This is a genomic window from Microvirga sp. 2MCAF38, assembly GCF_052115485.1.
GTDB lineage: Bacteria > Pseudomonadota > Alphaproteobacteria > Rhizobiales > Beijerinckiaceae > Microvirga.
Window position 1 is genome coordinate 107,473 of record NZ_JBFRGU010000008.1, and the last position, 13,910, is coordinate 121,382.

Below are 13,910 nucleotides of genomic sequence, written 5' to 3' on the forward strand. Positions count from 1 at the left end.
TATCCGAATGCATGATCACACCCGTGGGGGGCCAAAGCGATGAGCTTACGCGTCGACAGGCCCTGAAACTTCTCGCGACGCAGATTGCCCTCGGCCTCGCATCTTGTGGCAAGCCCGACGAGGAAATCGTTCCCTACGTTCGGATGCCCGAGCGACTGGTTCCGGGAGAGCCGCTCCGTTTTGCAACCAGCCTTCCACTCGGTGGATATGCACGCGGCGTTCTGGGGATTTCGATCGATGGGCGACCGATCAAGGTCGAGGGTAACCCACTCCATCCGGCAAGCCTCGGAGCAACCGACGTCTTCGCGGAGGCCGAAATCTTCTCGCTCTACGATCCCGGTCGGTCGCGCACCGTGTTGCAGGATGGTTCCATCGCCTCCTGGGACATGTTCCTCAAGGCACTTATCCCTCAACTTGAGAGGTTCCGAACAATCGGCGGCCAGGGGCTCAGTCTCCTGACCGGCCGCATCACCTCTCCTACACTCATTCATCAACTCGGTCTTATCCTGAAGAGTTATCCGCAGGCACGCTGGTACTCGTATGAGCCCGTCAGTGACGATGCAGAACAAGCGGGCGCAACACTCGCCTTTGGTCGCGCGCTACAGGTGCTTCCGCATCTCGACCGGGCCGACGTGATCGTTACACTCGATGCCGATCCGCTGGGGCCGGGTCCCGATCAGATCAGAAACGCGCGCGGATGGCTCGAAGGCCGCAAAACCGTCGAGGGACAACAAGCCTTCTCGCGGCTCTATGCGATCGAGTCTGCGCCCACCCTGACCGGCGTCAAATCCGATCACCGCATGGCCCTGCATCCGGATCACATTCAGGATGTTGCCATCCTGATTGCGAACGCACTCGGCGCAAACCTATCGACGCCCAACCTTCCGCAGCACGTGTCTCATTTCGTGCATGCCGCCGTTCAGGATCTGACCGCTCATCGCGGTCGCGCATTAGTGCTCGCAGGGAGAACGCTCTCCCCACAAGCCCATGCCCTCGTCCATTGGATCAATGCGCGACTGACCGCCCCCGTCGAATTCTTCGAAAAGCCGGACAGCGCGATCGGCCAGCAACCGGGTTCACTCTCGTCCCTCGCCGCGGAACTTGAGGCAAATCGCGTCGAAATGCTGGTGCTCCTCGACGTGAACCCTGCCTACGACGCTCCGGCAGAACTCAGGCTGAGCCAGCTGGTCTCGCGAGTTCCGTTCAGCATCCATCACGGTTCCTATGTGGACGAGACGGCAAGTCTCTGCCGTTGGCATGTGGCCGCCTCTCATCCTCTCGAAAGCTGGTCGGATCTGCGCTCCGTCGACGGCACGGCGAGTATCGTGCAGCCGCTCATTCGTCCGCTTTACGCCACCCGGACGGAACACGAGCTCCTCGCAAGCCTCGTGGGCAGGATCGACGCTGCATCCTATGACATCGTCCGCGAAACCTGGACTGCGCGCGGCATCGAAAACTTCGACCAATGGTGGTGGCAGATACTCCACGACGGCGTGATTGCAGGATCCAAGGCGCTGCCGTTGACAACCCCAGAGCCCCGCCTGCCAGAAATCACGCCCTCCTCTCCTTCAGAGGGTATGACAATCGTACTTCAGCCGGACGATTGCGTGTGGGACGGCCGCTTCTGCAACAATGCCTGGCTACAGGAATGCCCGAAGCCAATCACCAAGCAGGTCTGGGGCAATGCCTTGGAGTTGAGCACAACCGATGCGAAACGCCTAGATCTTGTAACGGGCGACAACGTTCGTCTCGACGTCCGAGGCCGCTCGGTTCTCGCCCCCGTCAACGTCGTTGCGGGGCATGCACCGGGCGTCGCGAGCCTGACGCTAGGCTACGGCCGAACCGGCGCCGGAGTCATCGGATCGGGAATCGGAGCCAATGCCTTCGCGCTGCGCTCTCCCAATGAGCCCTGGCTGATCCGCGGAGTTGGCATCGCCAAAACCGAGCAGCGAGGGGAAATCCTGACAACCCAGAGCTATGTCCGAATTCCAGGACGCGTGGACGATCTTTATCCCGTCATCACAGTCGCGAGCCTTGCCGATGGAGGGGCAATCAAAGGCAATACGAGTCCACTACCAAGTCTGTATCCAAACTGGCCGCAGGATCGTTATGCCTGGGGCATGGTGATCGACGCGGCTGCCTGCATCGGCTGCAATGCCTGCGTCATCGCCTGCCAGGCGGAAAACAACGTGCCTGTGGTCGGGCCGCAGGAGATTGCGCGAGGTCGCGACATGCATTGGCTCAGGATCGACATCTACGACCACGGTACGCCCGATCAACCGAAACCGGGCTTCCAGCCCGTGCCGTGCATGCATTGTGAACAAGCACCCTGTGAACCCGTCTGCCCGGTGGCCGCATCCGTCCATGATCGCGAGGGCCTGAACGTGCAGGTTTACAACCGCTGCATCGGGACCCGTTTTTGCGAAGCAAATTGTCCCTACAAGGTGCGTCGCTTCAACTTCTTCGCCTATGCCGACGGGCAGGAATATGGCGACCTCGGCGGTGAAGCCGTCAAAGCCCAGCGCAATCCCGATGTGAGTGTGAGAACACGCGGCGTCATGGAGAAGTGCACCTATTGTGTCCAGCGGATAAGCCGCAACCGGCGTGCCGCGGAGAAAGAAGATCGTGTCATTGCCGACGGAGAGGTCGTCACCGCGTGCCAATCCGCCTGTCCGACCCAAGCCATCACCTTCGGCAATCTCAATGACGAACAATCGGAAGTGAGAAGTCTCAAGAGCGGGCCGCGCCATTACGCACTTCTCGGCGACCTCGGAACGAGACCGCGCACCACTTACCTCGCGGATTTCAAGAACCTCAACCCCGTCATAGAGGACGACGCCTCATGAGCGCCGCGCTCGGCCGCCAGGTTTCGCTTGGGCATAATTCGCTCAGCCATGAGTGGATCGCCACGGAACACGCGAGCTACACAGCGATAACGGCTGCGGTGGCCGATCCGATCCTCGAGCGACGTGCCGGGCGAGTGTGGTGGATTGCCATCGGCATCAGCTTCGCTCTCGTTGTCATCACGCTCGTCGCCATCGGTTGGCTGTTCACGCGCGGAATCGGCGTGTGGGGCGTCAATTCAACCATCGTGTGGGGATACGCGATCGCGAATTACGTCTGGTGGATCGGAATCGGAAATGCCGGAACGCTTATTTCTTCCATGCTTCTGCTGACCCGTCAGCGCTGGCGATCATCGATCAATCGATTTGCGGAAACCATGACATTGTTCGCGGCATCGATCGCGGGCCTCTTTCCGATCCTGCATCTCGGCCGTCCCATGTATTTTTACTGGCTCGCTCCCTATCCGAACACCATGCTGCTATGGCCGCAATGGCGGAGTGCCCTGATATGGGATTTCTGGGCCATCCTCTGCTACATCCTGTTCTCGCTGTTCTTCTGGTATGTCGGGCTCTTGCCTGATCTTGCGACCATGCGGGATCGCGCACGCACCCCCCTTGGGCGCGCCCTTTACGGCGCCTTCGCGCTTGGCTGGCGCGGTTCGGCTCGGCACTGGCATTACTTTAAGACCTACTATCCGGCGATGGCTGCCCTCGCGGTTCCGCTTGTGTGCTCCGTGCATTCCATCGTTGGGCTCGACTTTGCCGCGAGCCTCATGCCCGGCTGGCAGGAAAGCATTTTCCCGCCCTATTTCGTGGTCGGTGCCATGTTCTCCGGTTTCGCGATGGTTGTCGTGCTCACAGCCGCCATGCGATGGGGCCTTTCCCTTCAAGCATTCATCACGATCCGCCATTTCGATGTCATGGCAAAGATCCTTCTGATGGGATCGATCGTCATGGGGTATTCCTACGCGACGGAGTGGTTCATGGCCTGGTATGGCGGTGATCCAGTCGATCGCTCACTCGTGGCCTATATGTTCGCGGGCTCCTATGCTCCGCTCTATTGGATATTGCTTCTCTGCAATTGCATTCTCCCGCAGGCTCTCTGGTTCCCACGCGTACGTCGCAGCATCCCGGTGCTTGTCGTCATCGCCATTCTGATCAATGTCGGCATGTGGCTGGAGCGGATCCTTATCATCTGGAATACGCTGTCTCACGACTACATGCCTCCTCTCTGGCGCCTCTTCTACCCTACAATATGGGACTGGGCATTGTTGTTCGGGCCGCTTGGATTGTTCGCGTTGCTATTCCTCTGCTTCGCGCGCCTCGTGCCGGCAGTATCGATGCATGAGGTCCGACAGCTCTGTCGCGAGGAGAAAGCGGCATGAATGGACCTCTCCTCGCCGAATTCCGCGATCCGGATGCTCTGCTCGCTGCCTCGCGACAAGTTCGCGAAAACGGGCACAGCATTCTCGATGCGTTTACGCCATTTCCCGTGGAGGGGATCGCGGACACCATCGATATCGCTCCTTCCCGGATCCGCGGGGGCATGCTGGTCGCCGGTCTTGGCGTGGCTGCGTTCGCATATTGGCTGCAATGGTGGAGCGCTGTCATCGACTTTCCACTCAATCTCGGCGGTCGACCGCTGCACAGTTGGCCGGTCTTCCTCCTCGTGCCCTTCGAGATCGGAGTTCTTGCAGCCGCCGTGGCCGGGTTCGTCATTCTTCTTTGGCGCTGTGGCCTGCCGCGGCTGCACCACCCGGTGTTTGGGGCAGTTCAGTTTGAGAGGGCGAGCCAGGACCGCTTCTTCCTGCTCACGAAAGAGAAGCCCGATTCGCGCGACGGACGCCTTCGTGACCTTCTCCATCAAACAGGAGCGCTGACCGTCTCGGAGGTCGGATCATGAGATGCATCCTGCTGCTCATGGCTCTGTGGGTTCTTGCCGGCTGCAAAGATCAATCCATGCAACGACAGAACCGATACGACGTGTTCGGGCCAGCCGGCCTATGGCCCGACGGGGCAGAAGCCCGCCCACTGCCCGCCCATGTCGTCGCGCGTGGCGATCTCTCCCGCTTGGCGGAGATAACAACACCGCCGCAGGTATCCTTGGCGCTTCTTCGACGTGGCGAGGAGCGTTACAATGTCTTCTGTTCGCCATGTCATGGTCTTTCCGGCTACGGTGAGGGCATGATCGTTGCGCGCGGTTTTCCCACACCGCCATCCTATCATACCGCACGCTTGAGAGCGGCACCGGCGCAATATGTCTTCGACGTCATCACCAATGGTTACGGCGTCATGTATTCTTATGCAGCGCGCGTCCCTCCGCAGGATCGGTGGGCCATCGTGGCCTATGTCCGGGCCTTGCAACTCTCGCAAGGAGCCCAGGAAGCCGACGTGCCGGAAGCGAAGGAGAAGCTGCCTTGACAAGCTCAGCCCTCCCTTCCCGGTTTTCGCCGTTTCCACTTGTCGCCTGGGCGGGAGGGGCCTGCGTGGTTCTCGGGCTCGCCGCGCTCCTGTGCACCAAATCGCAAGCGGTGGCGCAAGGCTGGCTCGTCGCGTTCGTTTTCTGGAGCAGTATCCCGGTTGGAAGCCTCGTCGTTCTGCTGATCCATCGCCTCGTCGGCGGTGAATGGGGCGAGGTGCTTAGCCCGACGCTTTTCTCCGCCGCCAGCATGATCCCGCTCGTCATGCTCGCATTTCTGCCGCTCGTGGTGAACCTCTCGGCGGTTTTCCCGTGGGTCGCGAACCCACAATCGCTTCCGCCGGGGCTCAGCAGGTTCTACCTCAACGAACCATTATTCCTGGCAAGGACGGTTCTGGCACTCGGTGGGTGGTCGATCCTCGCGTTGATGATCGCGCAAGGACGTTGCACCACGCTCGTCGCAGCTCTTGGTCTGGCGTACTACGGACTGGTGATCAGCCTGATTGCCGTCGACTGGATTCTCTCGATCGAACCTCGCTTCGTCTCAACCGCATTCGCGGCAGGCATCGCGCTTCAGCAAATTCTAGCCGCCTTCGCGTGGGTTGCACTCACAACACCAGAAACAGTAGACCGGCGCATTGCAGGAGACTTGGGCGCTCTTCTCATCGCGACATTACTCGGCGTCGTCTATATCGGTCTCATGTCCTATATCGTAGCCTGGTACGGTGACCTGCCGGTCCAAGCGGAATGGTACTTGCGCCGCATGTCCGACGGCTGGGGCTGGGCCATTGTGGCGGCTGTTATCCTCGGCGCGATCATTCCTTGCGCTCTCTTGGTGAAGAGCGATCTTAGACGAAACTGGAAAGTTCTCCGCGCTGTCGGGGCGCTGATCCTGATTGGGATCTGGCTCCATTTGGCATGGCTGACCGCGCCTACCTTCGCGTCCGGATGGTTGATCGCGGCGATTGTCGGACTTGTCGGACTGACGGCCCTCTCATTCGGGCTTTCCAAAAATCTCGCATCGCGGATGCCAATCGGAAGTTGGGTCGATGACGGATGATGCGCGCCAAACCAATGAACTTCCTGAGAAACCCGGCGTCGCCACGCGGCCCGTACTCCTCGTCGTGATTGGCTTCTTCGCGTTCGTCGGCGTCTCGCTCGCCCTTCTCAAAGCCTACTATACATGGACGATCCGTACGCCGGTCTTCACGCCCCCTCGTCTTTTCCCGGAGCCACGGCTTCAAGCCGATCCCAGGCCCGATTTGGAGCATCTGCAGGCGGCCCAACGCCGACAGTTGATGGAATACGCGTGGGTCGATCGTAATCGAAGCCTCATCCGGATCCCGATCACACGCGCCATGGATCTGATCGCCGCGCGCGGTGAGCAAGCCTTTTCGCCGCTTGATGAGCCGGAAACTTCTTCTCCCGTTCGCATCCCGGAGAAGCGGCCATGAGAGTGCTCATGAACTACCTTGCCGCTTTCCTGATGCTGAGCGGCTCAGCTTGGGCGGGATTAAGCGAGCGGGATCTTGCAGCTGTGAAACTTGCGCCTTTGACCGATGCTCGACTGCCGCCTGGACTGACATTCTTGGATTTCCATAACCGCAGGATGTCGATCCTCACAGCCATCGAGGACCGCCCCGCGCTGTTGGTTCCAGTCGACTATACGTGCCGCTCGACCTGTGGCCCGACGCTTGCAATCGTCTCGGCCGCGCTCGGTGAAACCGGGCTCGCCCCGGGGCGTGACTACCATGTGATCGTCGTCGGCATCGACGCGAGAGACGGGATCGAGGATGCTCGCGCATTACGGGACACACAGATCGTCGATCCAGCTGTCGGCGCATCCACGACATTCCTGCGAGGGGATGCCGAAACCGTTCAATCATTACTCCAAGCGCTCGACTATCAAGTAGTCTATGATTCCGAGAACGATCAGTTTGCCCATCCGAACGGCGTTCTGGCACTCACATCCGATGGCAGGATATCCCGGGTGCTGTCAGGCATCGGTCTTGATTCCCAGAACTTGCGCCTCGCCCTTCTCGAAGCCGGCGAGGGCAAAATCGGAGGCCTGAGGGACCGCTTCATCCTCATGTGCTATGGCTTCGACCCCGTCCATGGCATCTATACACCCCTTATCAAGCGCGTTCTTACGGCGACTGGGACTCTGACAGTCGGCATATTAGGCGTCGTCCTTGTTCTTCTGTGGCGTCGCGATGGACGAGCACGGAGGGAGGCATCCTGATGCTGTCCTTTCTGATGCCCGAAGCCGCTTCGACACAGGCATCGGAAACCGATGCAATCTATCTTGCATTGGTCGGCTTCTCTCTCGTAATCGTCCTGCTCGTCGCGGGTCTCATCATCGTCTTCTCCATCCGCTATCGCCGCAGCGTGCGAGCAGAGAGAGGTCCGCTACCAGTTATCGTCAGCCGTGAACTGGAGATCGGCTGGACCGTGATGACGTTGTTCATCGCGGTTTTCATCTTCTGGTGGGCGGCATCGGCGCGGCTCTCTGCCCTACCACCACCCCCTGGCGCGCTTGAGATTCATGTTGTCGCCCGCCAATGGATGTGGAAGACACAACACTCCAACGGCGCGCGAGAGATCAACGAACTTCACGTACCGATCGACAGACCTGTCCGGCTCGTCATGACGTCCCAGGACGCCATCCATTCATTCTTCGTGCCCGCCTTTCGCATCAAGCAGGACGTTCTGCCCGGCCGCTACACCGAGACCTGGTTTCAGGCCGATAAGCTTGGTTCATTCCATCTTCTGTGCGCTGAGTATTGCGGCACCGAGCACTCGCGGATGATCGGTCGCATCGTCGTGCTCAGGCCCGAAGACTACGGCCGCTGGCTCTCGGTGCAACCCCAAAGCGACGACTTCGCCCGCGAAGGAGAAGCGCTCTTCGTCGCAACTGGATGCGCGGGTTGCCATGCTCTTTCGTCCAAGGTCCATGCGCCGAAGCTGACCAATCTCTACGGCCATGTCGTCCAGCTTTCGGATGGTCGGTCCGTCACGGCAAACGATGCCTATATCCGGGACTCGATTCTTCAACCGAACCGCGACATTGTCGCCGGCTACGAGCCGATCATGCAGAGCTTTGCGGGCATTCTATCCGACGGTGAAATCCAAAGTCTCACCGCCTACATCCGATCGCTGTCGGTCACACCGGGTGAGAACGCCGCCGCACCAGGACAACGAAGCCCCGCCATGGTTCCGGGCGGAGCGATCGAAAGGCCAAACTCCGCAGCCCCTCAGGGAGGCCAGCCATGACGACCGTTGCAGTCCCGGAAGATCTGCTTTCATCGCAAGAGCCGAGTTATCTGAGCGCCGGACATAGCCTGGCCTCGTGGCTTCTCACGACGGATCACAAGCGTATCGGGATCCTTTATGGGATCACCATCACCGTGTTCTTCTTTCTTGGCGGCATAGCGATTGCCATCGTGCGGCTCGAGCTGTTCACGCCTCAGGCCGATGTCGTCACCGCCGACACCTACAACAGACTCTTCAGTTTCCATGGCATCGTTATGGTCTGGTTCTTTCTTGTTCCATCGATCCCCACGACCTTCGGCAATTTTTTTCTGCCCTTGATGATCGGCGCGCCGGACGTCGCCTTTCCAAGACTCAACCTGTTCAGTTGGTACCTCGCCCTGGCGGGAGCATTCCTCACGCTTTACGCCCTCATTGCCGGTGGGGTCGATACCGGCTGGACATTCTACACGCCGTTCTCGACCATGTTCTCGAACACGTATGTCCTGGCCGCCGCCGCGGGCGTGTTCGTGATCGGCTTTTCGTCGATTGTGACGGGAGTGAACTTCATCGCCACGACGCACATGCTGCGTGCGGAGGGCATGACGTGGTTTCGGCTGCCTCTCTTCGTATGGGCCATCTACGCCACAAGCATCGTCATGGTTCTGGCAACCCCCGTCCTTGCCGTCACCCTGCTCCTCATCATCGGGGAACGATGGCTTGGGCTGCCATTCTTCGACCCAGCTCGTGGCGGCGACCCGGTGCTCTTCCAGCACCTATTCTGGTTCTACAGCCATCCGGCAGTCTACATCATGGTGCTGCCGGCCATGGGCGTGGTGTCCGAGGTCATCGCATGCTTCGCGCGTCGCCGCCTCTTCGGATATGCCTTCATGGTCTATGCCCTCATCGGCATTGCCGCGATCGGCTTCTTCGTATGGGGACACCATATGTTCGTCGCGGGGATGTCGCCTTATGCCGGTCTGATCTTCTCGTTCCTGTCCTTCATCGTCGCAGTGCCGTCCGCCATCAAGGTCTTCAACTGGACGGCGACTCTCTATCGCGGTCAGATCGGGTTCGAGGCTCCCATGCTCTACGCGCTCGGCTTTCTCGGCCTGTTCACGATCGGTGGACTGACCGGACTCTTTCTCGCGTCGATCCCAATCGACGTCCACGTGACAGACACCTATTTCGTCGTGGCGCACTTTCACTACATCATGGTCGGGGGCACCGTTTCGGCCTATTTCGCCGCGCTGCATTTCTGGTGGCCGAAAATCACGGGCCGGATGTACCCCGAGTTCTGGGCCCGCTTCGCGGCGATCCTGATGTTTTTCGGATTTAATTTCACATTCTTCCCGCAATTCATCGCCGGCTATCTTGGTATGCCGCGCCGATACCATGTCTATCCGCCGGAGTTCCAAATCTACAATGTGATGTCGTCCTCTGGGACTCTCATCCTTGCGGCTGCCTACCTTCTGCCCTTCGGCTACATGCTGTGGTCGCTGATCAAAGGACCGCGTGCTACCGGCAATCCGTGGCAGGCGACAGGACTTGAATGGCTCACGCCATCACCGCCGCCGCGTGAGAATTTCCCGCGGATGCCCCGCGTCGACATCGGCCCATATGGCTATCATCCCGAAGGAGTGGCACCCGCGCCGGATCAACCCCACCGCAGCCAGGGAGACCAGGCGTGAGTGACAGTCCTGTCGTCATCCGGGAACCCTGGCGCGATTTCAGTCGCGAGCGTGAGGGAGCCACATTCGGCATCTGGGTCTTTCTCGCAAGCGAAGTCCTGTTCTTCGGGGCACTCCTCCTCATTTACACGATCTACCGCCTGCAAGACCCGGAGGCTTTCGCGGCAGCCGCTCGTGAAACGAACATCTGGTACGGCACGATCAATACCGCCGTCTTGATGACGAGCAGTCTGACGATGGCCGTGGCAGCCCAAAGCGCCGTGTTGGACTTCAGGCGCATGGTGGTGTGGTGCCTTGCCGCCACCGCCGCACTGGGAATGATTTTTCTGATCATCAAGGCGTTCGAATACGCGCAGGACTTCGAGAAAGATCTGATCCCTGGGTCGAACTTTGCCCTGAGTGAACCCGCGGCGCAGCTTTTCTTCGCGCTCTACTGGCTCATGACAGGCGTTCACGCGATTCACCTTACAATCGGGATTGTCCTGGTCGGGCGGCTCAGCCTGCTCGGGGGGCTCGGCCGTATGATGATCCGCGAGAATCCGCAAATCGAGGTCACCGCGCTCTACTGGCACCTCATCGACATCGTCTGGATCGTCCTCTATCCCCTGCTCTATCTCGTGGGTCGCACATGAGCGGGCAACCGGAACGCATCGGCATTCGTGAGATCTGGCGAAGGAACTTAGCTATTTGGCTCGCCCTTCTCGTCCTTCTCGCGGCAACGCTTCTCACAGCACACGTGAATCTCGGGGCTTTCAACGTGGCGGCAGCGCTCGGCATCGCCGCACTCAAGTCCCTCGCCGTCGCCCTGTTGTTCATGGGCCTCAACCGCTCCGTCACCCTCGTCAGGCTCACCGCAGCGACGGGGTTTCTCTGGCTTGTGATCCTCTTCACGCTGACGTTGAGCGATTTCCTGACGCGATCATCCTGAATCGCCTAAGATAGGTCTCGTAGCCCTAAGCACCGCGCCATCAGTTCCGCGAGCAACATCCTCGAGCAGATCGACATGGGCCTAAGCAGAAGCGCACCCCAGCCGAATTGCGGCACGCGCAGCATGGGGATTTCACCGTTGGGATAAACGGCTCCCGTCAGTCTTCTCATGCCGGCATTGCCTCGGCCTTCGCCGCCGCCGTCTTAACCTCCTTCGAGCTGAGAGTAACGCTGGCAAAGCCATGATCGATCTCTCAAATGAGCTCACGCACCTTGTCGGAAGCAATGGTAAGCGCGATGGCTTTGGCGTTCGGGGTCCCCCGGGCCAGCGCCTCGGCGAGATGCGCGGCTTGTTTGACGTCAATTTTCGGCGGCATCGGCGGCTCGTTCGGATCGACGATGGCCTCGACCACAACCGGTCCGGGTGTCGCGAGCGCTTGACGCAGAATATCGCCGCAGGTCGACGGATCTTCGATGGTGAACGCGGCACAGCCGAATCCTCTGGCGACGGTCGCGAAATCGATCGGCTGTAGCTCGCAGGCGTATTCAGGATTGCCCAGGAAAACCATCTGCTCCCATTTGATCTGTCCAAGCGAATTGTTCTTGATGACGATGGTCTTGACGTTGAGATTGTATTTCATCGTTGTCGCCAGCTCGCCTAGCAGCATTGTCAAGCCGCCATCGCCCACGAAGGCAATCACCGGGCGCTCAGGATGTGCGAGAGCGGCCGCATTCGCGTAAGGAAGGCCACAGGCCATTGTGGCCAGATTGCCGGAACATGAGAACATCATGCTTCCGCGTACATCGATGTGGCGCGCAGCCCAGGTCGTGATCGTACCGGAATCGGTGGCAATGATCGCATTGTCGGGAAGGATCTTGTTCAATTCATATGCGACGACCTGCGGCTTCATGGGAGTGTCTGTGCGGGTCCCGCGCTCCTTCATCAGCTCTCGCCACTTCGCCATTTCGCTCTGCGCCGTTTCGAGGAATGACCGATCTCGATGATATTCGAGCCGAGATAGAAGGGCTTGCAGAACGCGGGCGGAGTCTCCCACGAGGGCGGCATCGACCGGATAGCGCAGCGAAACGCGCTGTGGATCGAGTTCGATCTGAACGCATTTTGCCTGCCCAAGCTTTGGATAGTACTCGATGTAGGGAAAGCTTGAGCCGACAATCACAAGGGTATCGCATTTTTCTAATACTTCCTGCGAAGGCCTTGTCCCCAAGAGGCCCGTTCCGCCGGTCGTATAGGGATGATCGTCCGGCAACACACCTTTGCCGAGAAGGGGCTTGACCACCGGCGCGCCCAACCGCTCCGCCAAAGCTGAGATTTCGGCCCTGGCGCCCAGCGCACCGCGTCCAGCCATGATCACGATCTTCTTGCCAGCGTTCAGGATCGCCGCCGCACGCGCGAGCTGGTCATCGGTCGGCATCTGAGCACCTTCGACCATGAGGGCGGAGACATGGTCGGCGGGATTCCGCTTCGACCGGATATCGGCCGTCACGGGTTGGTCCTGGAAATCCACCGGAACAGTCAGATGAGCGACGCCTCTTTGGGCAAGGGCCGCGCGACAAGCCAACCCGGTAACATTCTGGATATGGGCCGACCCCATAACCCGCGCGTTGTAGACGCAGACATCCATGAATAATTTGTCGAGCTCGACATCCTGTTGTGTGTAGGTGTGCAAAAGATCGTGGAACTGAAGCCCTGTGATGGCGAGCACAGGTTGACCGTCTAGCTTCGCATCGTAGAGACCGTTCAACAGATGGATTCCACCGGGGCCTGACGTCGCGACGCAAACGCCGAGTTTACCAGTCCATTTTGCGTAGGCGCAGGCCATGAACGCGGCCGCCTCCTCATGACGGACCTGCACAAAGCGGATCCTGTCCGCGGCCTTCCGGAACGCTTCGATGATACCGTTGACCCCGTCTCCCGGAATCCCGAACACGATCTCCACATTCCAATCGATGAGGGTTTCGACGAGAACATCGCCAGCGGTCGAAGCCATGATATTCTCCTTCGCCTCGTTGTCGTATCGCGCAGATCAGATGGTTGTCAGCTGTGCTGAAAACATTTCGGGTTGGCGCTTGTTCCCACGGGGTAAGCGGCGCAGCTGGCAGTTCCATCGAGATGCGTCGATTACGATGCTGCGTCCGCCTCTCACGCTGGAACCGCTCCTCCAATCCCTCGTTGGGCAACATCTGGGAGATTGAGCGATTCCTCGAGGAGATAAGTCAAAATATACGCCCAAACAGGAGCGAAAGGCCGATCATATTGCCGAGCACTACGAGGAACGTGGTGTACCCGAAAAGGAAGCCGAACGACGGGCCTGGGCAACGGTCAACAAAGACGATGCCGGGGGTAAGAAGTCCGGCTCAGGGCGTGGTCAGTCGACGGGAAATCCTGCGGCACATAAGGGCGGCCGACGAGGTGGCGCCGCATCGGCAGCGAGACTAAAAAGCCGCCGCTACTCGTGAGCGCCGGGGACATTGAAATGAAGCTTCGGCTTAGCGGCTGCATCGTGTCCGTCGGGGATTTTTCGGGCTCTGCGAGAACTATGTTGTCGTGCGACCCAGCGCCGTAAAGATCACGCACTCACGCACAACGAGAGCGAGAATAAGTGGGGTGCGTTAGTGCTTATAATGGAGGCCACGCTACGGAATCCGGCAACTCGTCGGCCTGGTTGAGGTTCGTCATTGCCGTCACGAGTTCGCAACGCAGTCCTTCACGCGCGTAGATCATGTTAACGGCGCCCTCGAAATCGGACGCCAGTACATATT

The 13,910-nt window shown here is 59.6% G+C and carries 13 protein-coding genes; 12 read left to right on the top strand and 1 reads right to left on the bottom strand.

Going from position 1 to position 13,910, the window contains the following annotated elements:
* Positions 1 to 11 precede the first annotated feature (11 nt).
* The 11 genes from AB4072_RS16375 to AB4072_RS16425 are packed head-to-tail and all read left to right on the top strand — an operon-like array spanning position 12 to position 11,130.
* Positions 12 to 2,846, top strand: coding sequence for a 4Fe-4S dicluster domain-containing protein (locus tag AB4072_RS16375; RefSeq protein ID WP_441969671.1), 2,835 nt, complete (start codon positions 12 to 14; stop codon positions 2,844 to 2,846).
* Complete coding sequence (nrfD, locus tag AB4072_RS16380) at positions 2,843 to 4,228, top strand: NrfD/PsrC family molybdoenzyme membrane anchor subunit (protein WP_441969673.1); 1,386 nt, start codon at positions 2,843 to 2,845, stop codon at positions 4,226 to 4,228. Before AB4072_RS16375 ends, nrfD begins: the two co-directional genes overlap by 4 nt.
* Positions 4,225 to 4,746, top strand: coding sequence for a DUF3341 domain-containing protein (locus AB4072_RS16385; protein WP_441969675.1), 522 nt, complete (start codon positions 4,225 to 4,227; stop codon positions 4,744 to 4,746). The genes nrfD and AB4072_RS16385 overlap by 4 nt, the downstream gene beginning before the upstream one ends.
* Entirely contained in the window at positions 4,743 to 5,264 is a 522-nt protein-coding gene (locus AB4072_RS16390) for a c-type cytochrome (protein WP_441969677.1), read from the top strand. Before AB4072_RS16385 ends, AB4072_RS16390 begins: the two co-directional genes overlap by 4 nt.
* Positions 5,261 to 6,322 carry a hypothetical protein gene (locus tag AB4072_RS16395; RefSeq protein ID WP_441969679.1) on the top strand — a complete coding sequence of 354 codons (1,062 nt, stop codon included), beginning with the start codon at positions 5,261 to 5,263 and terminating at the stop codon, positions 6,320 to 6,322. The genes AB4072_RS16390 and AB4072_RS16395 overlap by 4 nt, the downstream gene beginning before the upstream one ends.
* The gene (locus AB4072_RS16400) at positions 6,312 to 6,716 is read left to right on the top strand and encodes a hypothetical protein (RefSeq protein ID WP_441969681.1); all 405 of its coding nucleotides are present in this window, start codon (positions 6,312 to 6,314) and stop codon (positions 6,714 to 6,716) included. The genes AB4072_RS16395 and AB4072_RS16400 overlap by 11 nt, the downstream gene beginning before the upstream one ends.
* Positions 6,713 to 7,504, top strand: a complete 792-nt coding sequence (locus AB4072_RS16405; protein WP_441969683.1) for an SCO family protein — start codon at positions 6,713 to 6,715, stop codon at positions 7,502 to 7,504. Before AB4072_RS16400 ends, AB4072_RS16405 begins: the two co-directional genes overlap by 4 nt.
* A complete protein-coding gene (coxB, locus tag AB4072_RS16410) occupies positions 7,504 to 8,535 on the top strand; it encodes a cytochrome c oxidase subunit II (RefSeq protein WP_441969684.1) in 1,032 nt (343 codons plus the stop codon). The genes AB4072_RS16405 and coxB overlap by 1 nt, the downstream gene beginning before the upstream one ends.
* On the top strand, positions 8,532 to 10,202 hold the full coding sequence (gene ctaD / locus AB4072_RS16415) for a cytochrome c oxidase subunit I (RefSeq protein WP_441969686.1): 1,671 nt from the start codon (positions 8,532 to 8,534) through the stop codon (positions 10,200 to 10,202). The genes coxB and ctaD overlap by 4 nt, the downstream gene beginning before the upstream one ends.
* Positions 10,199 to 10,834, top strand: a complete 636-nt coding sequence (locus tag AB4072_RS16420; RefSeq protein ID WP_441969688.1) for a cytochrome c oxidase subunit 3 family protein — start codon at positions 10,199 to 10,201, stop codon at positions 10,832 to 10,834. Before ctaD ends, AB4072_RS16420 begins: the two co-directional genes overlap by 4 nt.
* Positions 10,831 to 11,130, top strand: a complete 300-nt coding sequence (locus AB4072_RS16425; RefSeq protein WP_441969690.1) for a cytochrome C oxidase subunit IV family protein — start codon at positions 10,831 to 10,833, stop codon at positions 11,128 to 11,130. The genes AB4072_RS16420 and AB4072_RS16425 overlap by 4 nt, the downstream gene beginning before the upstream one ends.
* Positions 11,131 to 11,383: 253 nt before the next feature.
* On the opposite strand, the gene AB4072_RS16430 is transcribed toward AB4072_RS16425, so the two are convergent.
* Positions 11,384 to 13,138 carry a thiamine pyrophosphate-dependent enzyme gene (locus AB4072_RS16430; RefSeq protein WP_441969692.1) on the bottom strand — a complete coding sequence of 585 codons (1,755 nt, stop codon included), beginning with the start codon at positions 13,136 to 13,138 and terminating at the stop codon, positions 11,384 to 11,386.
* Positions 13,139 to 13,346: 208 nt separating this feature from the next.
* Between AB4072_RS16430 and AB4072_RS16435 the strand changes: the two genes are divergently transcribed.
* Entirely contained in the window at positions 13,347 to 13,607 is a 261-nt protein-coding gene (locus tag AB4072_RS16435; RefSeq protein ID WP_441969702.1) for a plasmid stabilization protein, read from the top strand.
* Positions 13,608 to 13,910: the final 303 nt, after the last annotated feature.